Annotated in this window: 24 protein-coding genes; 13 read left to right on the top strand and 11 right to left on the bottom strand. The window is 53.8% G+C overall.

Annotation, left to right across the window (positions count from 1 at the left end; translation table 11 throughout):
* Window positions 1–398: 398 nt before the first annotated feature.
* Complete coding sequence (locus GOX75_RS19920; RefSeq protein ID WP_171126083.1) at window positions 399–1,460, bottom strand: LacI family transcriptional regulator; 1,062 nt, start codon at window positions 1,458–1,460, stop codon at window positions 399–401.
* Window positions 1,461–1,630: 170 nt separating this feature from the next.
* On the opposite strand from GOX75_RS19920, the gene GOX75_RS19925 reads away from it, so the two are divergent.
* The 6 genes from GOX75_RS19925 (at window position 1,631) to GOX75_RS19950 (ending at window position 7,739) form a co-directional block, all read left to right on the top strand.
* Entirely contained in the window at window positions 1,631–2,857 is a 1,227-nt protein-coding gene (locus GOX75_RS19925; RefSeq protein ID WP_170602462.1) for an ABC transporter substrate-binding protein, read from the top strand.
* Window positions 2,858–2,926: 69 nt separating this feature from the next.
* Window positions 2,927–3,820 carry a carbohydrate ABC transporter permease gene (locus GOX75_RS19930; protein ID WP_170498952.1) on the top strand — a complete coding sequence of 298 codons (894 nt, stop codon included), beginning with the start codon at window positions 2,927–2,929 and terminating at the stop codon, window positions 3,818–3,820.
* Entirely contained in the window at window positions 3,813–4,718 is a 906-nt protein-coding gene (locus GOX75_RS19935) for a carbohydrate ABC transporter permease (RefSeq protein ID WP_170602463.1), read from the top strand. Before GOX75_RS19930 ends, GOX75_RS19935 begins: the two co-directional genes overlap by 8 nt.
* A 6-nt stretch (window positions 4,719–4,724) precedes the next feature.
* Window positions 4,725–5,801 (top strand): ABC transporter ATP-binding protein, encoded by a 1,077-nt coding sequence (locus GOX75_RS19940; protein ID WP_170602464.1) that lies wholly within the window; start codon window positions 4,725–4,727, stop codon window positions 5,799–5,801.
* Between the two features lie 52 nt (window positions 5,802–5,853).
* Window positions 5,854–6,594 carry a sugar phosphate isomerase/epimerase gene (locus GOX75_RS19945; protein WP_170387240.1) on the top strand — a complete coding sequence of 247 codons (741 nt, stop codon included), beginning with the start codon at window positions 5,854–5,856 and terminating at the stop codon, window positions 6,592–6,594.
* Between the two features lie 11 nt (window positions 6,595–6,605).
* Window positions 6,606–7,739 carry a Gfo/Idh/MocA family protein gene (locus GOX75_RS19950; protein WP_171126085.1) on the top strand — a complete coding sequence of 378 codons (1,134 nt, stop codon included), beginning with the start codon at window positions 6,606–6,608 and terminating at the stop codon, window positions 7,737–7,739.
* Window positions 7,740–7,954: 215 nt separating this feature from the next.
* Here GOX75_RS19950 and GOX75_RS19955 read toward each other — a convergent pair whose 3' ends face one another.
* Window positions 7,955–8,158 (bottom strand): hypothetical protein, encoded by a 204-nt coding sequence (locus tag GOX75_RS19955; RefSeq protein WP_170389186.1) that lies wholly within the window; start codon window positions 8,156–8,158, stop codon window positions 7,955–7,957.
* 259 nt (window positions 8,159–8,417) lie between these two features.
* A complete protein-coding gene (locus GOX75_RS19960) occupies window positions 8,418–9,434 on the bottom strand; it encodes an alpha/beta hydrolase fold domain-containing protein (protein WP_171126087.1) in 1,017 nt (338 codons plus the stop codon).
* Between the two features lie 229 nt (window positions 9,435–9,663).
* On the opposite strand from GOX75_RS19960, the gene GOX75_RS19965 reads away from it, so the two are divergent.
* On the top strand, window positions 9,664–10,896 hold the full coding sequence (locus tag GOX75_RS19965; protein WP_170425578.1) for an NAD(P)/FAD-dependent oxidoreductase: 1,233 nt from the start codon (window positions 9,664–9,666) through the stop codon (window positions 10,894–10,896).
* 55 nt (window positions 10,897–10,951) lie between these two features.
* Here GOX75_RS19965 and GOX75_RS19970 read toward each other — a convergent pair whose 3' ends face one another.
* Complete coding sequence (locus tag GOX75_RS19970) at window positions 10,952–11,824, bottom strand: LysR family transcriptional regulator (RefSeq protein WP_170425575.1); 873 nt, start codon at window positions 11,822–11,824, stop codon at window positions 10,952–10,954.
* Window positions 11,825–12,007: 183 nt separating this feature from the next.
* On the opposite strand from GOX75_RS19970, the gene GOX75_RS19975 reads away from it, so the two are divergent.
* From GOX75_RS19975 to GOX75_RS19990, 4 genes are all read left to right on the top strand, one after another.
* Complete coding sequence (locus GOX75_RS19975; protein WP_170425572.1) at window positions 12,008–12,418, top strand: GFA family protein; 411 nt, start codon at window positions 12,008–12,010, stop codon at window positions 12,416–12,418.
* 31 nt (window positions 12,419–12,449) lie between these two features.
* Window positions 12,450–12,644, top strand: a complete 195-nt coding sequence (locus GOX75_RS19980; protein WP_170425569.1) for a DUF1059 domain-containing protein — start codon at window positions 12,450–12,452, stop codon at window positions 12,642–12,644.
* Window positions 12,645–12,876: 232 nt separating this feature from the next.
* Window positions 12,877–13,497, top strand: a complete 621-nt coding sequence (locus GOX75_RS19985; RefSeq protein ID WP_171126089.1) for a DUF1326 domain-containing protein — start codon at window positions 12,877–12,879, stop codon at window positions 13,495–13,497.
* Window positions 13,498–13,525: 28 nt separating this feature from the next.
* Entirely contained in the window at window positions 13,526–14,296 is a 771-nt protein-coding gene (locus tag GOX75_RS19990) for a DUF2182 domain-containing protein (protein ID WP_171126091.1), read from the top strand.
* 181 nt (window positions 14,297–14,477) lie between these two features.
* On the opposite strand, the gene GOX75_RS20635 is transcribed toward GOX75_RS19990, so the two are convergent.
* The gene (locus tag GOX75_RS20635; protein ID WP_171126092.1) at window positions 14,478–15,383 is read right to left on the bottom strand and encodes a tetratricopeptide repeat protein; all 906 of its coding nucleotides are present in this window, start codon (window positions 15,381–15,383) and stop codon (window positions 14,478–14,480) included.
* Window positions 15,384–15,552: 169 nt separating this feature from the next.
* On the opposite strand from GOX75_RS20635, the gene GOX75_RS20000 reads away from it, so the two are divergent.
* Window positions 15,553–16,893 carry an adenylate/guanylate cyclase domain-containing protein gene (locus GOX75_RS20000; RefSeq protein ID WP_171126094.1) on the top strand — a complete coding sequence of 447 codons (1,341 nt, stop codon included), beginning with the start codon at window positions 15,553–15,555 and terminating at the stop codon, window positions 16,891–16,893.
* A gap of 156 nt (window positions 16,894–17,049) precedes the next feature.
* On the opposite strand, the gene GOX75_RS20005 is transcribed toward GOX75_RS20000, so the two are convergent.
* The 6 genes from GOX75_RS20005 to GOX75_RS20030 form a co-directional block, all read right to left on the bottom strand.
* The gene (locus GOX75_RS20005) at window positions 17,050–17,799 is read right to left on the bottom strand and encodes a peptidase (RefSeq protein WP_171126096.1); all 750 of its coding nucleotides are present in this window, start codon (window positions 17,797–17,799) and stop codon (window positions 17,050–17,052) included.
* Between the two features lie 11 nt (window positions 17,800–17,810).
* Window positions 17,811–18,608: a transglutaminase family protein gene (locus GOX75_RS20010; RefSeq protein WP_170464169.1), complete on the bottom strand. Its 798-nt coding sequence runs from the start codon at window positions 18,606–18,608 to the stop codon at window positions 17,811–17,813.
* A 3-nt stretch (window positions 18,609–18,611) separates the two neighbouring features.
* Window positions 18,612–19,553, bottom strand: a complete 942-nt coding sequence (locus GOX75_RS20015) for an alpha-E domain-containing protein (RefSeq protein ID WP_171125968.1) — start codon at window positions 19,551–19,553, stop codon at window positions 18,612–18,614.
* Window positions 19,554–19,555: 2 nt separating this feature from the next.
* The gene (locus tag GOX75_RS20020) at window positions 19,556–20,974 is read right to left on the bottom strand and encodes a circularly permuted type 2 ATP-grasp protein (protein ID WP_170464173.1); all 1,419 of its coding nucleotides are present in this window, start codon (window positions 20,972–20,974) and stop codon (window positions 19,556–19,558) included.
* A 316-nt stretch (window positions 20,975–21,290) separates the two neighbouring features.
* Entirely contained in the window at window positions 21,291–21,761 is a 471-nt protein-coding gene (locus tag GOX75_RS20025; protein WP_171126097.1) for a DUF1772 domain-containing protein, read from the bottom strand.
* A 12-nt stretch (window positions 21,762–21,773) separates the two neighbouring features.
* Window positions 21,774–22,403, bottom strand: coding sequence for an NAD(P)-dependent oxidoreductase (locus tag GOX75_RS20030; protein ID WP_171126099.1), 630 nt, complete (start codon window positions 22,401–22,403; stop codon window positions 21,774–21,776).
* A gap of 87 nt (window positions 22,404–22,490) precedes the next feature.
* On the opposite strand from GOX75_RS20030, the gene GOX75_RS20035 reads away from it, so the two are divergent.
* Window positions 22,491–23,078 carry a TetR/AcrR family transcriptional regulator gene (locus GOX75_RS20035; protein ID WP_171126101.1) on the top strand — a complete coding sequence of 196 codons (588 nt, stop codon included), beginning with the start codon at window positions 22,491–22,493 and terminating at the stop codon, window positions 23,076–23,078.
* Window positions 23,079–23,481 lie beyond the last annotated feature (403 nt).

Consider the following 23,481-nt stretch of genomic DNA (forward strand, 5'->3'; position numbering starts at 1 on the left):
ATCACGCAGCCTACGCTGACGATCTACTCCAGCACGGCATTCACTGCGCCTTGCTCCACCCAGTTTATCGAAAAGCTGACGAACGAGCATGAGGAACTGGCGTTCGACGAATTCGGCCACGTGGACTTCTACTACAAGCCAGATGCCGTGAAAGCGTCGACCGACGCCGCCGCCGAATTCTTCAACAAGTGAACCAACGAGACAGAGGCCACAGAATGGCCTCTGCCTACCTCATACCGGGAAACAGACATTGGTCCGTAGTGCAGCCTTTGAGAATTTTGGGCTCAAACCGGTCGTTCGCTGCAACTTGCTTGAAGGTCTACTTTGCGGACAAAGCAGTCGCTTGGCGACTGCGGTGCTTCTCTGGAGCTCTGCGTCGCGGCAACAGAGGGTTTCACTCAATGTCGCATTCGGTCAACGGGAATTTCGAGGTGCTGCATGGGCTTTTTCTCGGGTTCCAGTAACAACTGCAAAACGGCTTTGGCCAGAAACCGGCCAGCGCCACTGACATCCTCGAACTCGACAACAATATTCTCACGGAACATTTTCAGGACGGGGATTACTTCTTTTGAATACACGTCGATATCCTCGCCGAGCTTGCGCCCCATCTGTTCAATCGCAACGATTGCCGCAATCGCTGTTTTAGACGACGAACTGACGATTGCATCAACTTCCGGCGAGTTCTGTAGCCTGTGTTTTATCCAGTGCCGGAGCTGGTCCGAGGACTGATCGCTGTCAACGTTTTGAGCGATGCGGTAGCTCAAGCCCAACCTGCTGCAAGCTTCTTCCAGCCCGCGCTTCATATCTTGCGAATAGTTCTGATTTAGCGGTGGCAGGATCGCATGGATATTTTCCCGACCTCTTGCAGCCAAACGATTGATCGCCACACGCATGAAAGCGCTGTTGTCATAGTCGTAGTAGGCGTGCCGCTCGCACCATTTTGTCCGTCCATGCGTTGCAAAAGGGAAGTTGTGCTTAAGCAGGTATTCGACGCGCCGGTCTTCGGGTTCGGTCATGTTGAAGATGACGGCATCAGCAGAGCGTGTCTTGACGATATACTCGATGGGCCGCAGCGAATCTTCGTCGGGGAACCAAGGCAGCACGTTGAGATGAAACCTTGTGCCACGCAGTTCCTGCGCAATCGAACTGGTCAATCTTGATGTGTTGTTGATGACGTCGCCCTCGGCGGGAACAACAAGTGAAATAACATTTGTACGTCCGGTTCTTAGACGCACTCCAGCGCGGTTCGGAACGTAGCCGATGGCATCCGCAACGTGGCGAACAAGCTGTTTTGTCTCTTGTCCTATGTCCGGTGCATCGCCCAACGCGCGCGAAACTGTGGCCACCGCTAAGCCACTGATGCGCGAAATGGTTTTCTGCGTCGGTCGCTCTCCCGGCAGAACTTGAGAGACCAACTCTTCAGTACTTAATTGACTGACTTCGGCCACCGTTTTCTTCATCGACCCTCTCCGTTCACCAATAGTTGGCAACTTGCGCAAGATGTGTACTTCCATCGCGACCGGCTTCGGCAGTACTCAGATGGATTTATAGCGAGTCAAAAAAATTGCTTGCAAGGCATTTCTGTAACGATATAGATTTTTACTATAACGTTATAGTAAGGGAGGATGGCATGAAACGGATAAAATATCTGCTCTCGGCAACAGCGCTTGTTGTGGCGACAAGCGCGTCGGCAACTGAATTGGAAGTGATGCACTGGTGGACGTCGGGCGGTGAGGCCGAGGCGGTCAAGGAAATCGCGAACGCGTTCAACGCAACAGGCAACACCTGGGTCGATGCAGCCATCGCGGGCGGCGACAACGCAAGGCCGGTCATGATAAGCCGTATTGTTGGCGGAGATCCGATGGGCGCGTTTCAGTTCAATCATGGCAGGCAGGCTGAAGAGCTGATCGAAGCGGGCCTGCTCCGTGACATCACCGACATTGCCGAAGCAGAAGGCTGGACCGATCTGGTAAACCCACCTTCTCTACTGGCTTCCTGCACTGTTGATGGCCGCATCTACTGCGCGCCTGTCAACATTCACTCCTGGCAGTGGCTCTGGGTCAGCCACAAGGCATACGAAGATGCAGGTGTTCCCATCCCGACAAATTGGACTGAATTCGTAAGCTCGGCCTCCGCGCTCGAAGCCGCGGGCAAGATCCCCATGGCCATGGGTCAGCAGGGCTGGCAGCAGGCTGGTGCGTTCAGTGTTCTGATCGCAAGCCTCTTGCCAAGTGAAGTTTATAACAGCGTATACGGTGACAAGAATACGGATGTTGCTGGTGGTGCCGAAGTCGCCAGCGTCTTCAAAGCTGCTGCCGATGCGCGTTCAATGGCCGCCAACTCAACGGTTCAGAATTGGAACGACGCGACCGCGCTGGTCATCAAAGGCGAAGCCGGTGGCCAGATCATGGGGGACTGGGCGCAGGGTGAAATGGCAGTCGCAAACGTTACCGCTGGCGAAGATTACAGTTGCCTTCCTGGGCTGGGCATGAATCCGCGTCTTTCAACAGGCGGAGATGCGTTCTATTTCCCTGTTCTCTCGGATGAAGCCCAGATCGCCGCGCAAACCGAGCTAGCCAAACTGATGCTCGATCCCGAAACGCAAGTGGCCTTCAACCTCAAGAAGGGGTCGCTCCCTGTGCGCGGTGACGTAAACCTAGACGCAGCCAATGACTGCATGGCGAAAGGCCTCGATTTGCTCAAGGCGGGCGCGCTGCTGCCCGACGTTAACCAGTTGATCACGCCAGACACCAACGATCAGCTGAAAACGTTGTTCACAGAGTTCTTTGCGGATGCGTCGATGACACCCGAAGATGCGCAGAAAGAATTCGTCAAGATCATCGGTCGGGCTGAATAAATACTGACAGTGGATTGCGGGCTCACTTGCCCGCAATCCGACACCAACAGTTGAAGGGAGGGGGAGCAGATGGCTTCGCAACGCCCAAACCAACTGTTCCGCAACCTGAACGCAAAAATAGCCTCGATCCCCATGATCGTTACTGCTCTGTTTGTGTTCGTTGGTGGGACAGCCTGGACAGTGGTTTACAGCTTCACCAGTTCGGGATTGCTGCCGCGGCTGAAGTGGGTTGGCCTTGATCAATACGACCGCCTCTGGGGTACGAAAAAGTGGCTGGTTGCGATCGAGAATCTTGCAATTTATGGCTTTTGTATGCTCGCTCTGGTGTTCGTGATCGGGTTCATCCTCGCGGCGCTGATCGATCAGAAAATACGTTTTGAAAACACCATCCGCACCGTCATCCTTTACCCCTATGCCCTGAGTTTTGTCGTCACAGGGTTGGTTTGGCAATGGATACTGAACCCTGAATTCGGCATCGAAGCCATCGTCAGGGGAATGGGGTGGCAAAGCTTCGAATTCGACCCGCTTTACAACCCGGAAATCGCCATATTCGGTGTCCTGATTGCCGGGCTCTGGCAAGGCAGCGGGCTGGTTATGGTCCTCATGCTCGCCGGATTGCGCGGGATAGATCAGGATGTCTGGAAAGCCGCACGCGTGGACGGCATTCCCGCATGGAAAACTTATCTGTTCATCGTCATTCCCATGATGCGCCCGGTGTTTATAACGACATTGGTTCTGACAGTAACCGGCATCGTCAAGCTATATGACTTGATCGTCGCGCAAACCAGCGGCGGCCCCGGTATCGCCACCGAAGTTCCCGCCAAATACGTCTACGACATGATGTTTGGCGCAAGCAACCTTGGTCAGGGCTTCGCCGCCTCGACCATGATGCTGCTCACAGTGGCCCTTGTCGTCATCCCTTGGGCCATCCTCGAGTTCGGAGGAGGGAAGAAACATGGTTGATGTCATGTCTACGACGCTCGAGGGGCCGCAGGGGCCCAAACCCACCAAGATGCTTTCGCGGAGAAACATCTTACTCTATGGCACCTTGCTCGTCGCTGCAGTCTACTACGCGCTGCCCCTCTACATCATGGTCGTCACGTCACTGAAGGGAATGCCGGAAATACGCGTCGGGAACATTTTTGCCCCGCCGCTCGAAGTCACATTCGAGCCCTGGGTCAAGGCTTGGTCCGAAGCCTGTACGGGCTTGAACTGTGAAGGCTTGAAGGTCGGCTTCTGGAATTCAGTCAGAATAACAATCCCTTCAGTCCTAATTTCGATCGTCGTTGCATCGGTGAACGGGTATGCCTTGGCGAACTGGCGTTTCAAAGGTGCAAACGCATTCTTCACCATCCTGATATTTGGCGCCTTCATTCCCTATCAGGTGATGCTCTATCCGATCGTCATCATGTTGCGAGAAGTCGGTCTTTATGGATCACTCACCGGGTTGGTCATTGTCCACACGATCTTTGGCATGCCCATTCTGACCCTGCTGTTCCGCAACTACTTTACCTCGTTGCCGGAAGAGTTGTTCAAAGCCGCTCGCGTCGATGGCGCTGGGTTCTGGCGCATCTACTTCCGCATCATGCTGCCGATGTCCGTGCCCATTTTCACCGTCGCCGTGATCCTGCAGGTCACAGGCATCTGGAATGACTTCCTGTTTGGCGTAGTCTACACCGGCCCGGATACTTACCCGATGACGGTACAACTCAATAACATCGTCAATTCCACGCAAGGCGTGAAGGAATACAACGTCAATATGGCAGCGACCATAATTACAGGTCTTGTTCCGCTGACCATCTATTTTGTCTCCGGCAAACTCTTCGTCCGCGGTATCGCGGCCGGCGCTGTCAAAGGGTAAACCCTCATGAGCAACTCAGTTGAAATCAAAAATCTTGATCTGGCGTTCGGCTCGGTCAAAGTGCTGCAAAACCTCAATCTGGAAATCGGCAAAGGCGAGTTTCTAGTACTTCTCGGCTCGTCCGGTTGCGGAAAATCCACGCTGTTAAACTGTATCGCCGGCCTGCTTGACGTAACCGCAGGTCAGCTGTTTATCAACGACGAGAACGTGACGTGGGCGGAGCCTTCCGAGCGCGGTATCGGCATGGTTTTTCAATCCTACGCGCTCTATCCTCAAATGACTGTCGAGGGAAACCTGTCATTTGGTCTGAAAAACGCCAAACTGCCTAAAGCCGAAATAGCAGCCCGCATCAAACGTGCCGCAGAGATCCTGCAAATCGAATCCTTGCTTAAACGCAAACCGGCCGCTCTGTCGGGAGGCCAGCGTCAAAGAGTTGCCATAGGACGCGCATTGGTGCGGGACGTCGACGTTTTTTTGTTCGATGAGCCGCTGTCGAATCTGGATGCCAAACTGCGCGCGGACCTGCGTGTCGAGATCAAGCGTTTGCACCAGAACCTCGGAAATACGATGATCTACGTAACCCACGACCAAATCGAAGCCATGACGCTTGCGGATCGTATTGCGATTATGCGCGGCGGTCAGATCATGCAACTGGCATCGCCGGAAGAAATCTATAGTCGCCCTGTAAACAAATACGTGGCTGACTTCATTGGATCACCGTCAATGAACTTTCTGGAAGGCCACATCAAAAACGGCGCTTTTGAAACGGGCGACCTTTCGATCCCACTATCGGGGTACGAATTCTCCGCTGGCCCGGCGACAGGTCCTGCGACTTTGGGGGTCCGTCCCGAACACGTCATCACCGGCGAACTGGTCGGCAAAGCCCCTTTCCAGACAGATGTTTCGGTCAGCCTTATCGAGCCTACAGGATCAGATACACTCGTCGACTGCGAAATTGCCGGTAGCCCGTTCCGCGTCCGTATGGATGGGCAGGCCAAGATCGCGGTGGGCGAAAAACTGCAGCTCGGGCTCGATCTATCAAAGGCCTCGCTCTTCGACACCAAATCCGAACTGCGGCTGTGAGCCAAAAGCGTCTGCCATCATTGAAACAGTCAGACAATCAAAGGATTGAGTTATGCCTGCCATCTCCTATCAGCTTTATTCTTCGCGCAACTGGGACGTGGAGGAAACCTTTGCCATGCTCGCGGATCTGGGGATCAATGAGGTCGAAGGTTTCGGTCCATACTTTGATGATGTTGAAAAGACAAAATCCCTGCTCGACGCCTATGGCCTAACCATGCCGACGGCACATTTTGCGTTGGATTTGGTCGAAACCGACCCTGATCGGGTGATCGACGTTGCAAAAAAAATCGGCATTCAAACAATTGTCATCCCGTTTGTGGCACCCGAAAATCGTCCGTCCTCGGCGCAGGGATGGAAGGAATTTGGCGAGCGTCTTGTTTCTGCTAGCAAACCTGTCTTGAACGCAGGTCTTGGCTTTGCCTGGCACAACCACGACTTCGAAATGGTGCCCGTCGACGGTCAGACACCTCTAGATCTGATTGCCGCGGCCTCCGAGGATATCCAGATCGAACTTGATCTCGCTTGGGTAAAATTCAGCGGCGAGGACCCGGTCCAATGGATTGAAAAATACTCCGGACGACTGGTCGCAGTGCACGTGAAGGACATTGCTCCAGTAGGAGAAAACGCGGACGAAGACGGCTGGGCAGATGTCGGGTATGGCACGATGGACTGGCCTGCGATCAAGCGGGCGATGGATGCAGCTCTCGTGCGACGTTACGTGATCGAGCACGATAATCCCAATGATCACAAGCGGATGGCTCAACGGTCACTCGCAACTGTTCAATCATTCTGAGGAAGAACGCGATGCAGGTATATGGTGTCGGAATAATCGGGTGCGGCAATATCTCGACCGCCTATCTGAATCTTGCGCCTTTGTTCAACTATATTGAAATCCGGGCAGTCGCGGACCTGAACATGGAAACCGCGCAGGACCGGGCTCAAGAGTTCGGCGTCCGCGCGGATACGGTCGAAGGTCTGCTGGCAGCCGACGATATCGACATCATCCTCAATCTCACGATCCCAGCCGCGCATTTCAGTGTCACAACTTCGATCCTCGAAAATGGCAAGCACGCCTATTCGGAAAAACCGTTTGTGTTGACCCTTGAGGAAGCTGAAACACTGCGGAAAATGGCGCAAGAACGAAATCTGCGGATCGGATCAGCGCCGGACACTTTCCTGGGCGGTGCCCATCAGGCGGCCCGTGCGGCAATCGACAGCGGCGAGGTGGGCGAGATCATCGGCGGCACATGCCATGTCATGTCGCATGGAATGGAGTCCTGGCACCCGAACCCAGACTTCTTTTTTCAACCAGGCGGCGGCCCAATCCTCGACCTCGGCCCTTACTACATCTCCAATCTTGTGCAGTTGATTGGCCCGGTTAAAGCCGTGACGGCCATGGCTTCGGCAAGCTTTGCTGAACGCGAGATCGGCAATGGACCACGATTGGGTGAAATGGTTCCGGTCGAGATCCCAACAAACGTTCACGCGCTCCTGGAGTTCGAAAACGGCGCTTTGATCACATTTGGGGCAAGTTGGGACGTCTGGGCGCATCGCCACGACAATATGGAGTTATACGGCACCAGCGGCTCTTTGTTCATTCCGGACCCAAATTTTTTTGGTGGCGAGGTGTTGATATCAAAGGCGCAGGGCGAAATCACACAGGTACCAGACAACAATCATCCATTATCTGTAGCAAATGGTTCGGATGGATCCGGGGTGCACCGTGCCAACTATCGTTGCGCAGGCCTCGCGGAAATGGCTCAGGCTATTCAGGATAACCGTCCACACCGGTGCAGCCTTGAGATGGCGACCCATGTTGTTGAAGTCATGACCAGCATTTTGGCCTCAGCGCAGGATCGCGGCTGGGCATCCATGACGACGACCTGCGACCAACCATCTTGGCTTGGCCCCGAACAAGCAGTCAAACTAATGCGGTGAAAACCACAATTTGCGCGATAGACGCAAAGTCAGCGGCTTCTCGCGCGCCGACCATCAGGTGCTAGTCCCTACGATTGTGGAAGCTTTCTGCTGAGTGTTGATTTACTTGTTTGGCCCTTTGTCCGTAGTGCGCTTCTCGCGACACTTTGAACGGGCTGCTTCGGGCTCTTTACCGCCATTCGCTGCTCTGCGCCTTAACAGCCGCCTTTGTCCGTTTAGCCGACGTCTTCGTCAGAATCTTCGATGCCCAGAAATGCCGTAAACTGCCCGGGATGGTAGTGATTGAGGGTGGCACCCATTTTAAGCAATATAAGTTGTTGCTCATGGGACAGGCTATCATCGAAGTTCTTGAAGTTCGGATTGTCCAACACCCATTCGTGCAGAAATCGTTCGTATTTCCGGTGAAGCAATACGGGCAAGTAGGCGATCCGGCAGACGATCAACAGCTGAACTTAGGGATCTTATTGGTGACGCCTCAGTGGAAGTTGTGAGTGCACCCTAGACTAAGCAAACTTACTAACACTAAAACTTGAAACAAACCGAAACACCAACGTCGGTTCTGTCCGTAACTCGGACGTTCAAGCAAGTTGCAGCGAATGGCTGCTTCGAGCCCAAAGCTGACATTTAACAGAGAGGGCTCTTCAGCGAGCTAAGCCACAATGCTCCAGCAGAGAGAGTTTACTCGTTTAGCAACATATGCTCTGCAGCCCAATCGTTCACTTTCCCGATCGCAATCTTCGCTTCCGCTGACTCTGGGTGCGTTTCCATAAAGACGTGAGGCATTCCCTTATAGATGTCGAGTTTTACGGTTTGGCCTGCCTGATCAATCGCCTGATAAAGACGAACGAATCCGCTCAGCAGAAGTTCTTTGGTGCCGCCTTGGATCAGTGTTGGCGGAAATCCCTTGGAGAAGTCTCCATAGACCGGAGAAACGTACGGATGCCCGTGATCCTCCGGATCAGCATAAGCCAAAGCGGACGGCCCAATAATCGCGTCGTAGGTGTAGTATGGTTCTGCATTTGCAAGCGTGACGTAGGTGTCGCCGATCTCCGACACGTCAGCGAAGGGCGACCACAATACCAGAGCGGCAGGCATATCCATGCCCAGATCGCGCATTTTCAGAGTCGAGCCTGCGACTAAGCCGCCGCCCGCAGAGTCCCCGAAAAACAGAACGTCCTGACCAGAGAATCCTTCCTCAGCCAATCCCATAAACACCGCAACCACTTCGTCGGTGATCTGTGTCCACTTCGCATGTGGGGCAAGTGTATAGTCGATCGAAATGACTTGGAGACCGGTTTTTGCCGCAACTGACATCGGTCCCGGCAACAAAGCCTTTGCAGAGTTCATAACGTAGCCACCGCCGTGCGTATACACGCCGATCTTATCCTCTGACGTAAGCGTCTGCGGAAAGACTCTGATCACGGGAATACCTGCGATCTCAGTCTCTTCGTAAGTTACATTGAACATCTTGGCAAACGCGTCTGCATGGGCCTCCTTTGGCGCATCATTTGCGGCCTGTGCGGCTTTCCATCCTTCGAGGTCGTCCAGTGCAGGAAGCGGGCGATCGCGGTACTGACCTTTTTCTGAGAAGAACTGTCCCCATTCCGGTGAAATTGTTTCGGGGACATGCTCCCAAAGCGGTGTTTCGGCCTGCGCAACGGTCGCCCCAATACTGATTGACAAGGCAACAGCCATTCCAAGATTTCTCGTGACACCCTCCCAACATGCACGAATTAAGCATTCTCGTCAGTGATCTTGCGTCACCAAACGTCAGGGCGCATTGATGTATCTCAATGGTGGTCAAGTCTGCATTGCAGTCGTTCATGCCCGACGCAGCGAATGACCGCTTCGAGCCCTGAGCGGACATTGATACGTTGAAGCAACTAGCTGTCGCCGATAGAGTTTCATAGAAAGGTTTGCTGCTATGTACACCCTGATTGACACTGTGGTTGTGGGCGGAGGTCAAGCTGGTCTTTCCGTTAGCTGGCACTTAAAGCAGGCTGGTCATGATCACGTTGTTTTGGACCGCGGGCAGATTGGCGATACATGGCGTAACCGTTGGGACTCGTTCTGCCTGGTCTCTCCTAACAAACTCTGCAGACTGCCAGGTTTCCATTACGATGGGGATGATCCCGATGGTTTCATGCTCCGCGATGAGATCGTCAAGTACATCGAAGACTATGCGAGCAGTTTTGGTCCGCCCTATCGAGGGGGCGTCGAGGTGGCTAGAATCGAGGCAAGTGCAGGACCGGGTAGGTTCAAACTAACCACATCAGATGGCGAAATCAGAGCGCAGAACTTGATCGTCACCGTAGGCACGCATCAACACCCGAATATACCAAGTTGGCATTACGATCTGCCCGAAAGGGTTACTGGCATACATACGTGTGACTATCGCAACTCAGCGAGCCTACCGGATGGTGCGGTATTCATTATTGGAAGTGGTCAGTCAGGGTGTCAGGTCGCTGAGGACCTGCACTTATCCAGGCGCGACGTACATCTCGCAGTGGGCAGTGCTGGCCGCATCCCACGTCGCTATAGGGGTCGCGACATTTTTGAATGGGACTTGGCGACTGGGTACATGAACATGGCGGTAAAGGACCATCCCAAAGGGACAGCTATCCGGTTCAAAGCCCATCCACATCTCTCTGGGCGAGAGGGTGGTCGTATAATTGATCTGCGCCAGATGGCGCTCGACGGGGTCAAACTACACAGCAAGGTTGAGGGTGTTCAAGACGGGTGTCTGATTTTGGCGGGCGGACTTGAAGAAACACTCAAGGCAGTGGACGATGTGTGTCTCGCGGAAATGGAGAGCATCGACACGTTTGTTGCAGAGAATGGACTCGATGATCCCAAGGAAATTGTTGACCCGATCAACTGGCAGCCCAAACCTGAACCACCGTTCTTCGACTTGGATGCGGCGAATGTTTCGACCGTCATATACGCAACTGGGTTTCACCGCGATTTTGGATGGATCGACTTGCCGGTCTTCGATGAGACTGGCTATCCGCAATATGAGCGAGGTATTACGGATATAGCAGGCCTGTACTTCTGCGGGCTGCATTGGATGCACACACAAGGGTCTGGCCTGTTTTATGGCGTGGGCGAGGACGCGGAGTATGTAGTTGATCACTTGATTTCCACTTCGAACAAATGAGGTGCGCGACAACCTCGAGCCTAGCTTGGTTCGAAAGTTTCCAACTGCAACTGGATCAGTTTTCGGACGTGTTCGCCGATACGACTTGCGACTGAGATTTTAGCCAATTGACGAAAACCTTAGCCTCGGGGCGCTGAAATTCTGCCTGCGTCTGGATGTAATAGACGCCGAAGAGAGGCTCAGAGAACAATTCAATCATCCGACCAGATGATAGATCGTCCTCGAAAAAAGCTCTGGCGGTATACGTGATACCGTCACCCCGGCGAACCGCAGTCATGATCAGGTTCCCCGGCATGTGATTTATGGTCAATGGTTCGGCAGGAATAACCCCGTGATAGGTGAACCAGTCAGCCGCCTCGTTGGTGCCCAGTTCCTGCAACCAGGGCAGCTTCGTTAAAGAGGCCGGGTCACGCAGATCTTGGCCTCCCACCAGTGAAGGTGCCCCGATCACGACCATGTCGGAAACAAGGACAGTATCCTCTTCTTTTCTCGGCATGCGTCTGTCGTGATACCGAATGGCGACATCGATACCACCTGGTCTTATCTGAACCAGTTCCGAAGTTGGGTTCAGCATCAAAGTGATCTCTGGATGTTCACGTTGAAACTCTGCCATTCTCGGCAATAGCCACTCCACCGCGAATGCGGGTGACATGGTCAATTGAACTGGGCGCTGCGCTGTGTGTTCTGTCAGTCGTTCGACACCCCTTCCGATAATTTCAAAGCCGATACCCAGTTCACGCGCAAGAATCATGCCTGGCTCTGTCAATTCGATGCTGCGCCCACGTCTGGCAACGAGAGCTACACCCAAATGTCTTTCCAACGATTTCACCTGCTGGCTGACAGCCGCTTGGGTAACGTTCAAGCGTTCAGCCGCCACGGTGTAACTCCCTGCTTCCGCAACTGCTGAGAAAGCGCGCAAAGCGTTCATCGGGGGAAGGTGCAACCAATCCATACTGTAGTTTTTCTAAAGCTTTGTTAGACTATTTGAGTCGCATGATATCGGCATTCTTGACATTATTCACAGTGAAACCTGTTCTAAAATCATGAGATATTAGAGCAGATGCCTCACTATCGATGTAAACCTAGCCGCACGTTATGAGAGCTTGATACGATGAAAAAACTTCAAGGTGGATGTTACTGTGGTGCTGTTCGATACCAGATCGCGACACCACCTGTCTGGTCGGGACATTGCCATTGTCGTTCATGCCAAATGGCCCTTGGCGGCGCCTTTGTAACTTGGGCTAAAGTAGCAGCGGAAGACTTCGCCGTTATCAAAGGCGAAATCCAACACATTGAGAAAACTCCGGGTATTCGCCGCGGGTTTTGTCGGGACTGCGGAACGACGCTGACCTATGCTGCACTAAATGAAGTTGAGGGCCAAGACTGGAGTGCTGACGCTTGGTTTTCTGCTGTAACGTTGGACGACCCATCGATTGCGCAACCCAAGGCCCACGTCTTCGTGTCACATCAGCAGCCATGGATAAAACTCGACGACGGGCTGCCGACGTTTCCTGAGTTCTAACCAACTTTTCGAGCGAACGGAGGAGAAAGCGATGAACACTGTTTATTCATATGCCTGCAAGGATTGCGAGGGCATGGAGGCCTGCCCAGGCAAAGTGGTTGCAGCGACCAAGGACGAAGTCTGGAAGCTCATGGAATTGCACGCGGTGGTCGCCCATGGAGAGGACCCCAGCTCATGGGACGCCGACACTCGAGAATATCTGGAAACACTGATAAAGCCCACGTGATCAAATAAATTAGGCTTCGAACCCAATGATATTTCGGTATGGCTCGCTTGGTGACGAATGGCGGCTTTGTTGCGAAGGACCGGCTTGGGCTGCCAACCAGCTAATCATGTAAGCTGTAGGGATAGGCAGCTCTGTGCCCTGAGGAGACATGGTTAACCTTCTGGTTGATTGGTGAAAAGCAGCCTTTCTGCTAAAATGAATCCGTGGAAAATGTGGGATGGGAGGAGAAATCATGTCTTGGAATGTTTCAGGGGAGCTCGTCGAAACCTGCAATTGCAACATGCTTTGCCCATGCTGGTTCGGACAAGCTGACCTTATGCTCTTGGACCAAGGGTATTGCGCGACGTCCCTGTTGATACGCATTCGCGAGGGCTCTCATGAAGGCGTGGACCTTTCTGGCCAAAACGCGATTGTCTCATTGCATTTCCCCGGGCCGACACTATTCGACGCCAACGGCACCGGGCGAGTGTACATTGACGAAAACGCCAGCGATGCGCAGGCGGCGGCATTGGAGACTATCTTGCAGGGTGCGTCCGGCGGCGGCATGGAGGTGCCGGCAAGCCTGTTGTCGACCTGGCTTCCGACCAAACGCGCCGAGATCAGCGTGACCGAGGCCGATGGCGAAGTAACTGCAAGCGTGGCCGATGTGGGCGAGATGAAATCCCGTCGCCTGGTCAATGACCTCGGCAACAAGATGAAACTGCAGAACGCCGCGTTCAGCCTGGCCTTCGGGCATGAAGGGCATGAAGGTGATCTGGCCCCCAGTGAAGGAACCACCTGGAACGACGCGGATATGCCCGTGACCTGGACGGGCCGGTCGGGTGTGGTCGGACAAGTCGCTTGGGCCGGCTGAGGCCGGGCCGGATCGTCAGGCCGTCATAATGAATGCTGTAGGAGTTGCACGACGAGATCGGGCGCTGGTGCTGGCAGCGCTAGCCGCGCTCACGGCGCTGACGTGGGCCTATATAATTTACCTCGGGCTTGGTTCGTCCTCGATGACGATGGTTGGCGACATGGCCATGCCGATGATGATGCAGTGGTCCGTCGCGGATTTTGTCTTCATGCTTGTCATGTGGGCGGTAATGATGTTCGCGATGATGCTGCCTTCAGTTACACCCGCCGTAATGATCTACGAGCGGGTCCGCGCGAAGCGGGAGGAGGCAGGGCGACCCTTCGTGCCAACGGGCAGCTTCGTGGCGGGGTATCTGTTGGTTTGGCTGGTATTCTCGCTGGCGGCGACGGTATTGAATTGGTGGCTGCACACGGGTGGCGCGCTTTCATCCATGATGGGGAGGGTTGCGCCGACTGTGGGCGGCGTGATGTTGATACTTGCCGGTTTGTTTCAATGGACGCCACTCAAGAACGCTTGCCTAGAGCATTGCCGCTCGCCCATGAGTTTTCTGACGGCTCATTGGCACGAGGGAACCCTGGGTGCCGCGAAGATGGGGCTTCACCACGGGGCCTACTGTCTTGGCTGCTGCTGGATGCTGATGGTGCTGTTGTTTGTGTTGGGCGTCATGAACCTGCCGTGGGTTGCCGTACTTACAATCGTAGTGTTGGCGGAAAAGACGTTGCCATTCGGGCGGTTTCTGAGCCGAGGATTGGGTTTGGTTTTGATTGCCTGGGGCGGGTGGCTGATCACGATTGCCTGAGGAAACATTGGTGTATTCACAGGCTGGATAAAGGCCACCGCAGAGCGATCTTCAACACGTCACCGGACAAGCAATTTCTGCGGGAGTTTAAGTCCCGCTCCGAATCCTTTGCGGTCATTCGGCTTGACCTGACGCAAGCATTCAAGACAAGCGGCAAAGCAAGGGCCGATCACAGGAAAAATCAGGCGGGGATACCTGCCTTTGCAAGCCCTGCAAGGTAAAGTTCCATTTGATCCTCCCGCTTCAGATAGAACAGCTTATTTTTTGCGAATGACCGCGAGAACTTCGGCTCTTCCACCATTAGGTTATGTACCATCTTGGCCAGATCTTTGTCCCGCCCGAGATTGGCAAGCGCCACGACTGCATGCGCGGTGGCCCAGTATTGGCAATTTGGCACATCGCGAGCCCGCTCTGCCCAGTCCAGAGCTTTCTCGAACTGGTGATCGAAAAGCAGAGTCAGCGCGCCATAGCTCAGAAAGGCCCAAAGCTGTGGATGGTTAGGGCTCATCTCCACGGCTTTTTCGAAATTGGCAATCGCCTCTTCGTATCGTCCCTCATAAGAAAGTGAGTCTCCCAATCCGCAATATGCTGGAGCCAGCGTCGGGTTCAATTTGATTGCAGTTTCATTCTCAGCCAGCGCGCTGCGGTATTCCCGGCGGGCCAGTTGGACTCTGCCCATCAGCATGTAGAGCAGCGCATTCTGGTTATCCATTGAAACGGCGGTGCGTGCGGCAGCCAGCGCTTCGTCCATAAGGGCAGAATCCGGTTCCGTGTCCCAATACACCATCCCGAGAATCGTGGCATAGGCCCACCAGGCATGTGCCTCGGGAAAACTGGGGTCCAGTTCGCGGCTTTGGAGAAACAACCTCTGAGCTTCACGGTTGCTTACGGCAGTAAACTTGTAAAAGTGCGCAAGCCCAAGATGATAGCAGTCCCAGGCATGGGGGTTTCGGCGCGGCGTATCTTCTAACTTGCGCCGGATCGCATTTCCGACCTCGGGCTCCAGCCTGCCAACAATTTTTTCCGTGATCTCGTCCTGAACATCGAAGATGTCTTCCAACTGACGGTCATATTTTTCCGCCCACACGTGGTTGCCAGTCGATGCGTCAATCAGCTGAACCGTGACTCGAATGCGCGCGCCCGCTTTCCTGACTGAGCCTTCGACCGCAATTGCAAGACTGTCTTCCCCGTATTCGGGAACGACGTCACATCTTGGTAACTCGATAGTTCGGTCGCAGATTGCATGATCAACAAGAATGACTGAGAAGTTATACGGTCTTCCACTTTGGCATGATATTGTGGCGGGTATGAACACCCATGCGGAAAATCTACTTTTAGAAGCGGAACTCGGCGCTGAGCGGTCAATTGGATATGTCAGATGTGCGGTCGGCTTATCAATTTCGTTCTTCTTTTTCATTGTCGTCGTTCCAACGCTCGAACAAGACAATCCAGCATTGAACTTGGCACCATATTTTGTATTTGTTTCAGCCGGTTACTTTGCCGTCGGCTGTGTTACATTATACGTCGTTCGTTCAAACTCGTTCCATACCTGGATGACGTGGTTGTTTACCACTATGGATATTGTGTTTTGGTGGAGCCTGCTGGTGGCAACGGTGAAGATTATAGATCTACCCTGGAGCCAGATTATCATCGTGCCACCGGTACTTTTGGCATTTACCATATTGGCGCTCGTTGCGCTAAGAAACAATCCCACGCTTCAAGTCTTTGCTCTCATATTTGTCGTCTTGGCGCTCATAAGCCTGTACTTCCTGGCCTCGGATCCCATGACTCCCCAGACAGACAACTGGTTGGGCACAGTGGGATTTTTCGACGCACCGCTAAACATTGTGCGGTTGCTCATGGTAGCTCTTACTGGTGGAATTCTGTTCTTCCTAGCGGTCCGCACAAGAGCTCTTCTGAACAGAGCGGTTGAAGAAACGACCCGACGGAATAAGCTGGCGCAGTTCCTGCCAGCTCAATTGGCCGAACAGTTGTCGACCGCAGAACAAGCTGAATTGCTTAAAGGGAAATTGCAATCCGCGGCGGTACTATTTGTCGATGTGCGGGGCTTCACAGCAATGTCCGAAGGCCTGGCGCCCGGATCGCTAGGAGAGTTTTTGTCCACGTACAGAAAAATCGTGACAGCTCAAGTACATGGGCACAACGGGATTATCGACAAGTTCATTGGTGACTCTGTAATGGCTGTCTTTGGAGCCCCGGACGCGTCCGCTGACGATGCCCAAAATGCGCTAAAATGCAGTATCGCCATACTCGAATCCATTGATCGTTGGAATGCGGAACGAGGCAGAATGAACTTAAAGAAAGTAAAGGTGGGGATTGGCATACATGCGGGCGAAGTTTTCTCTGGAGCAGTTGGAGACGAATCTAGGCTGGAGTTTACGGTTCTTGGCGACACAGTGAACGTGGCGGCGCGGCTAGAACAGGCAACAAAGGAATTTGGCTGCCGGCTCGTTGTATCAGAAATAGTCCTCAAGGAATCGGGTTTCGACGTAAACCGCGAAGAGGACTGGAAGCCCCTCGGCAATTACGAAATGCGAGGGCGAGCAGAGAAACTGGCAATCTTCGGGTGTCCTTAAGTGTTCTCCTAACCTACTTTCAGGTAGGCAGTACGAATGGCCGTAATCTTCGCAGCCAAACCTCGAAATAGCAGAGGTCCTGGTGTCCGCTTTGGGCTCAGAGCGGTCGTTCGCTGCGTTCCGTCTGAATGACCGCTCTGCGGACAAAGCGGACGCTCAATCGTTTGACTTTCGCCCCGATTTGTATTCAGGAAGTTTGGCCAAGGCCGACTTCAACGCATCTCCCCATCCGTCGGAAACAATGCGAAAGTACTGGTCGTCGGACTCGAATCTTGACCGCGCACCGCCGTCAAGGCTGTCTTCATCGTAGAGAAGCAGGTCGAGCGGAGCACCGACAGACAGATTGGCCTTAATCGTGGAGTCAAAACTGACAAGCAAGAGTTTCACGGTTTCTGGAAAACTCATTTCCGGATCGTAGGCTCGCACCAGAATAGGACGGCCATATTTTGTTTCACCGATCTGAAAGAACGGGGTGTCGTCGCCGGCCTCGATAAAATTGCCTTCAGGGTAGATCAAAAACAGGCGAGACGGGCCGCCGTTGATCTGGCCTCCAACAATGAGCGTCGCGTGAAAAGCGCTGTCAGCTTGCTGACCGGACCGGGCATGCTCCTCGATGACGTCGTTCAGAGTAGCCGCGACCAGTTGCGCAACTTGAAACATTGTCGGTGCCTCTAAAATCGATGGTGAACGATCTGCCGGCGCTTTTGTTCGTTCTTCCAAAAGGCTTATTGTGGCCTGAGTAGTCGCAAGGTTTCCAGCCGTTAGGATTGTGATCGAACGGTCCCCTTCTACCGTCCAATTGAACATCTTGTTGAAGGTCGAAACATTGTCCACGCCTGCATTCGTGCGCGTATCGGACATGAACACCAGCCCGCGATTCAGCCGCATGCCCACAGCATAGGTCATCAATTTCTCCGTTACTGCTGTGCGACCTGCAACTGCACTGTCAATTGCTCGCCCGCTGTCCCAATTCTATTCCCTATTACCGGTGCGGCTTGGGCATAGTCCAGCCCGGTTGCGACGCGGACGTATCGATCGTCAGGCGAGATCCCGTTTGAAACGTCAAACCCGACCCAGCCAAGCCCGTCCAAATGCACTTCGGCCCAGGCATGGGTCGCGTCCTGCAGTTCCGTTTCGCTCATCATCAAGTAACCCGATACATAGCGTGCTGGCACTCCGATCTGTCGCGCGCATGTAATGAAGATATGAGTGTGGTCCTGACACACGCCACGCCCAGCTTTGAGGGCATCTTCTGCGCTCCAGCTCGGGTGCGAACTTCCAATTTCATACGCGACTTGAGTTCGAATGTTTTCGGACAGGGCATGCATCTGTTCCAGCGGTTCGCCTTTAGGTAACGCGCCAATCAGTTCGGCAACCCCTTTCCCCGGTGTTGTCTGCGGGGTACCCCTATTGAACAGCCACAAGGGTGTCGACCCTTCGTGACGCCCCAAGACGCCGTGGATGTCTTCCACCTCAACAACGCCTTCAGAGATCAACGAAATACTTTGGGTGTTTGCGTCGAAACTGATCAATTCCACGGTGTTACGGTGGTAGTCTTCAAACGTCAGTTCTTTTCGCCCGCCGGTGATTTCTGTGTTCCAACTTTCGATGCTTTGATTGCGAAAGGACTTTGGTGTCTTCCTGAGCTGTTGCAACCCGAAGGGAACTGGTGCGTCGAAATCGTATCGTGTCTCGTGTCGAATGTGCAGTTTCATTGTCTACTCGTAGAACCGGTAATCAATCTCGATCTGACGGCTTAAGTTGCCGAGGTCGGCTAGAAAGTCCTGAATGTATTCGTGAAGTCCGATTTCAAAGATATCTGAGATCTTCTGATCCAGGTATTTTTCGTAGAGAGCATTAGACGCCTCGCACGAAGGCCCGGCAAAGCCGTAGTCTTTCTTCAGGTATGACAGGTTCTCTTGAATCTTTCTGCAGCAAAAGTGAAGACTGCGAGGCATCCGCTGATCCAAGATCAGAAACTGCGCAATGTCAGACGGCCGGGTTTTCTCACCATGGGTCATTCGATACCCTCCACCAGCGCCGACGGAACGCAAGATGCTTTCCCATTGGATGTTGTCCAGTGACGAGCCGACCGAGAAGGCTGTGGGCAGAAGAACATAGTATTTCACGTCCAGAATGCGCCCGGTATTGTCTGCCCTCTCGACAAATGTGCCAATACGGGTGAAGTCGAAAATGTCATTGCGCAGCATGGTCCCCAAGGTGGCACCGCGAACCAGAGCCGCCTGTTGACGAATGAGTTCCAGCGTCGCAGGCAAATCCCGCTCATTCACGCGGCGCTTCATGACCTCGTCAATCTGCATCCAAGTCGCGTTTACAGCACTCCACACATCGTGGGTCAGTGCTGTCCGAACAAGGCGCGCGTTGTCTCGTGCCTGCTTGATAACCGACTTGATCGAGGATGGATTGTCCGCGTCCCGCAGCACCCAATCAACAGCGTTGTCCTTGGTAATATCATCGTACTTGGCGTGGTATCCATCCAGAACTCCGGCCGTTTTCAGAACTGACCCCCATTCCTCGGCGGAGTTCTTAGTCCGGGTCAACGCCATCCTTTGACCTGTCTCCAGCAGCCTGGCCGTGTTTTCCGCGCGCTCCAGGTATCGGGACATCCAGAACAACCCGCCAGCAGTTTTTCCCAGCATGGTCAGTCCTCCAGAACCCAGGTGTCTTTGGTCCCGCCGCCCTGGCTCGAGTTTACGACCAGCGAGCCTTTTTTCAGCGCTACGCGGGTCAATCCACCGGGTGTGATTTTGATCCCGTCGGGAGACACCAAAACAAACGGCCTAAGGTCGACATGTCTGGGGGCCAGCCCTGAACGTGCGAAGATTGGAACCGTTGAAAGAGACAGTGTCGGCTGAGCGATATAGTTCGCTGGCCGCGCTTTGAGCTTGTCCCGGAAAGCAGAAATCTCTTTTTTGCTGGCGGTCGGGCCAATCAACATACCGTAACCGCCAGACCCATGCACTTCTTTCACAACAAGCTCGGACAGGTTGTCCATGACGTAAGACAGCGAGACAGGGTCGCTGCATCGCCAGGTTGGAACATTCTGAAGCAGAGGCTTTTCGCCCGTGTAAAATTCGACGATCTCGGGCATGTAGGAATAGATCGCCTTGTCATCGGCAATACCCGTTCCGGGTGCGTTCGCGATCGTGACGCCGCCTGCGCGATAAACGTCCAGAATGCCTGGCACACCCAATGCACTGTCAGGGTTGAAATTCAATGGATCCAAGAAGTCGTCATCAACCCTGCGATAAAGCACGTCGATGGGTTTATAGCCTCTGGTGGTGCGCATGCAGACGCGCCCGTCGACAACGCGAAGGTCGTGGCCTTCGACCAATTCCACGGCCATTTGATCAGCAAGAAACGCATGTTCATAGTAGGCTGAGTTATAGATGCCGGGGGTTAACACCGCGACAGTGGGTTCTCCGTCTGCGCAAGCTGGCGCACAGGCCGCAAGAGACCGCCTCAGATTGCGGGGGTAGTCGGAAACATTCCGAACATTCGTCGCGCTAAAAAGCTCGGGGAACATCTTTAGCATCGTCTCCCGGTTCTCCAGCATATAGCTGACCCCGGATGGCGTACGAGCATTGTCTTCCAGGACGAAAAACTCGTCTGGGCCGGTTCGCACCAGATCGACGCCGACAATGTGCGTATAGACCTGACCGGGTGGTGAGACCCCAAGCATCTGCGGCAGGAAGGCCTCGTTTCCGGCAATCATTTCAGCAGGTACACGCCCGGCCCGGACAATTTCCTGACGGTGGTAAATGTCATGTAGAAATGCGTTGATTGCCCGCACCCGCTGTTCGATACCGCGTTCCAACCGCTGCCATTCCCGAGCTGAAATAACTCGTGGCACGATATCAAAAGGTATTAGACGTTCTTCGGCCTCGGCTTTGCCATATACGTTAAAAGTGATGCCCGTCAGCCTAAAAACTTTTTCGGCTTCGCGCTGTTTCGCCCTCAGTCGTGATACGTCTTCCGCGTTGAACCAGCGGCCGATCTCTTCGTATGGACCTCTGAGTGATCCATCGCCATTGAACATTTCGTCAAAATACTCACTCATTCTTTAAGTTTTACGCATAGATCAGATTTTTCAAGTCATTCAGGCTTGGTTAAAAGCTGCCTTTGGAAGGAGCGTCTAATTTTCAGGCTAACTGGATAACGTGATGATCTTAACAATATGGCGTTATTTGTGTTTCCAGTTGAAGTCACATTCAATGTTTTGCGCTCAACAGTAACTGGTTTTTGCTGCATTTGAACGTCCGCATTGGGCTCGAAGCGGTCATTCGCTGCACTCGGCATGAGTATCCGCTTTGCGGACAAAGCTGACGTTCTGGCAGATGGCTCCTCGGTAGCAATTAGCGCCCACCTACTCTGCCTCAATTTGTCAATGCTGCTACCAGCCAGCAAATAGCCGCTAGTCCCGAAGAGAAGGTTCTTGCGTGGTTCAGCAGCGTCCATCGCTGTGCATAGCGCGGCCAATAATCGGCGACTTCGCGCGTCTGGCCATCCATCGCGTCAAGGCGCTTATTCATTGGAACGTTACCCACACCGGTTACGGCAAATACACCAACCAGGTAGACAGCGGCCCCAACTAAAGTCAGCACCTTTGCCGCGCCTTGAAGTTGCCAGACCGCTAGGAGGCTAAGGGCACCCGACACTGGCACCAACCCCAGGAGCAGTACCATAAAGACTGACCGATAGACTGTTCGGTTTAGCCCAACCATGCCCGCGGCCCCTTGGGATGCAGGGGCTTGTGCCAACCCCCGCATTATGAAGTCGGAGAAGCCAAGAAACACGCCCGCAACCAGCGCGACGGCAAGACCGGCGATCATCAATATCCATTCCATGGTCCTTGCTCCTCAGCTCGACAAGCCAACGGCCCGGCCAATGTATTGGCGGTCGGAAAGCTGACGCGTCAGGAAACGGGCCAACTCTCCGCGGGCAATCTTCAGATCAAGACCACGGGCCGTAGTCGGCACATCCTCGATCACAGGGCGTGCGGTCGTCTTGTCGGTGAAGGCCCCGGGGCGGACGATGGTCCAGTCCAAACCGCTGGCCTCGACCAGTTGCTCCTGCAACTCATGATCGCGGAAAACGGGCGCGAGTAGGGCACCGAACATCACATGCTTCCACCAAAAATTCAGCGTTGGCCAGCTATCGCGGGCACCTAAAGTGGATTGTGCAATAAGACGGCGGACCCCGTGGGTCTGCATTGCCTTGATGACGTTCATGGTGCCTTGCGAGCGAATTTTGCTTTTGCGCGACATCCCGGCGCCAAGGGTAACGACGACAGCCTCGTGCCCCGCAACGGCGTCTGCTACGTCAGAGAGCTTCATAGCATCGCCAGCGACAAGGCGCAGGTTCGGGTCACTTATGTTCAGGTTTTGCGGCGAACGCGCAAAGGCAGTGGCGGTGTGGCCTGCCTTTAGCAGGTCTTCGACGGCGAGTCGTCCTACGGTCCCTGTGGCGCCAAATACGATAACTTTCATTGTTGTTCTCCTTTCGAGGGTGTTGCCGGTCAATAACTTGACACTATGTAAAGTTGACATGGTGTCAATAATATCTAACTTGACATTATGTCAAGAGATTCATCCGATACCCGTGCCCGCATCCTCGATTGCACTTGGAACCTGTTGGAATCCGGGGATAAAAAGGTTCGTATGACCGATATCGCAAAGGCGGTCGGCATAAGCCGTCAAGCGCTCTACCTACATTTTCCGACGCGGGCAGAGCTGCTAATTGCCACGACTCGGCATATTGATTCCATCAAGGACGTGGATGCGCGACTAGCCGACAGCAGGGCAGCCACTTCTGGCCGAGCCCGGCTGGCGTCCTTCATTTCAGCATGGGGCAGCTACATTCCCGAAATCCACGGCTTGTCCGTCGCTCTACGCAGTATGTGCGACAATGATGCCGAGGCCGCGGCGGCTTGGGACGGCCGGATGCAAGCCGTCAGGCATGGGTGTGTCGCGGCAGTAGGGGCTTTGGCAGCAGACAAGATGCTGAGAGCGGATCTAAACGAGGACATGGCAACCGATCTGCTGTGGACGCTTTTGTCGGTTGAAAACTGGGAACATTTGGTACGCGACTGTGGCTGGTCGCAAGCAGAATATGAAGGCCAGATTACGAGGCTTGCTGAGGCGGCGCTTCTGGTAAAGAATTGAAGAAGTTCGACCATTTTCGAACTGCAGTTTGTAACGAACGCAGGCGTATCAATGCGATGTCTGCTCAGAGCTCGAAGTGAACATTCGCTGCGCTAGGCATGAATGACGGCTCCACGGACTTTGCGGACATCCGCAATATTACTCCAAAGGACCGCAGTCAGCCCTAAGCGGACATCCAAAATCAAGTTTTGCAGTTTTTTTTTGGCACACTTCGATCTCGAACCATGTCAAACTAACCTATTTGAAGGTATCAGCCCTCTCTTAGGAAACCTTCAATAGAAACCAATCTCGCTGACATCTACACGGGCCTCGTGATCGCGCCCGTAGGCTACAATTCCAACTGTGGTGATTGCATCCGCATCGGGAATAGCGCGCAACATGGCACCTGAAGCCTTGAAGCCTG

Origin of the sequence: Ruegeria sp. HKCCD7251 (assembly GCF_013031165.1) — a bacterium.
Classification (GTDB): Bacteria; Pseudomonadota; Alphaproteobacteria; order Rhodobacterales; family Rhodobacteraceae; genus Ruegeria.

Coding starts and splice junctions, on each gene's coding strand:
- GOX75_RS19985 (WP_171126089.1), top strand. CDS start 12,877: ATGTCTTGGAATGTTTCAGGGGAGCTCGTCGAAACCTGCAATTGCAAC.
- GOX75_RS19975 (WP_170425572.1), top strand. CDS start 12,008: ATGAAAAAACTTCAAGGTGGATGTTACTGTGGTGCTGTTCGATACCAG.
- GOX75_RS19935 (WP_170602463.1), top strand. CDS start 3,813: ATGGTTGATGTCATGTCTACGACGCTCGAGGGGCCGCAGGGGCCCAAA.
- GOX75_RS20020 (WP_170464173.1), bottom strand. CDS start 20,974: ATGAGTGAGTATTTTGACGAAATGTTCAATGGCGATGGATCACTCAGA.
- GOX75_RS19965 (WP_170425578.1), top strand. CDS start 9,664: ATGTACACCCTGATTGACACTGTGGTTGTGGGCGGAGGTCAAGCTGGT.
- GOX75_RS19920 (WP_171126083.1), bottom strand. CDS start 1,460: ATGAAGAAAACGGTGGCCGAAGTCAGTCAATTAAGTACTGAAGAGTTG.
- GOX75_RS19925 (WP_170602462.1), top strand. CDS start 1,631: ATGAAACGGATAAAATATCTGCTCTCGGCAACAGCGCTTGTTGTGGCG.
- GOX75_RS20005 (WP_171126096.1), bottom strand. CDS start 17,799: ATGACCTATGCTGTGGGCATGCGGCTGAATCGCGGGCTGGTGTTCATG.
- GOX75_RS20030 (WP_171126099.1), bottom strand. CDS start 22,403: ATGAAAGTTATCGTATTTGGCGCCACAGGGACCGTAGGACGACTCGCC.
- GOX75_RS19960 (WP_171126087.1), bottom strand. CDS start 9,434: ATGGCTGTTGCCTTGTCAATCAGTATTGGGGCGACCGTTGCGCAGGCC.
- GOX75_RS19940 (WP_170602464.1), top strand. CDS start 4,725: ATGAGCAACTCAGTTGAAATCAAAAATCTTGATCTGGCGTTCGGCTCG.
- GOX75_RS20000 (WP_171126094.1), top strand. CDS start 15,553: ATGACTGAGAAGTTATACGGTCTTCCACTTTGGCATGATATTGTGGCG.
- GOX75_RS19930 (WP_170498952.1), top strand. CDS start 2,927: ATGGCTTCGCAACGCCCAAACCAACTGTTCCGCAACCTGAACGCAAAA.
- GOX75_RS19945 (WP_170387240.1), top strand. CDS start 5,854: ATGCCTGCCATCTCCTATCAGCTTTATTCTTCGCGCAACTGGGACGTG.
- GOX75_RS19970 (WP_170425575.1), bottom strand. CDS start 11,824: ATGAACGCTTTGCGCGCTTTCTCAGCAGTTGCGGAAGCAGGGAGTTAC.
- GOX75_RS20035 (WP_171126101.1), top strand. CDS start 22,491: ATGTCAAGAGATTCATCCGATACCCGTGCCCGCATCCTCGATTGCACT.
- GOX75_RS20015 (WP_171125968.1), bottom strand. CDS start 19,553: ATGCTGGGAAAAACTGCTGGCGGGTTGTTCTGGATGTCCCGATACCTG.
- GOX75_RS19980 (WP_170425569.1), top strand. CDS start 12,450: ATGAACACTGTTTATTCATATGCCTGCAAGGATTGCGAGGGCATGGAG.
- GOX75_RS19990 (WP_171126091.1), top strand. CDS start 13,526: ATGAATGCTGTAGGAGTTGCACGACGAGATCGGGCGCTGGTGCTGGCA.
- GOX75_RS20010 (WP_170464169.1), bottom strand. CDS start 18,608: ATGAAACTGCACATTCGACACGAGACACGATACGATTTCGACGCACCA.
- GOX75_RS19950 (WP_171126085.1), top strand. CDS start 6,606: ATGCAGGTATATGGTGTCGGAATAATCGGGTGCGGCAATATCTCGACC.
- GOX75_RS20025 (WP_171126097.1), bottom strand. CDS start 21,761: ATGGAATGGATATTGATGATCGCCGGTCTTGCCGTCGCGCTGGTTGCG.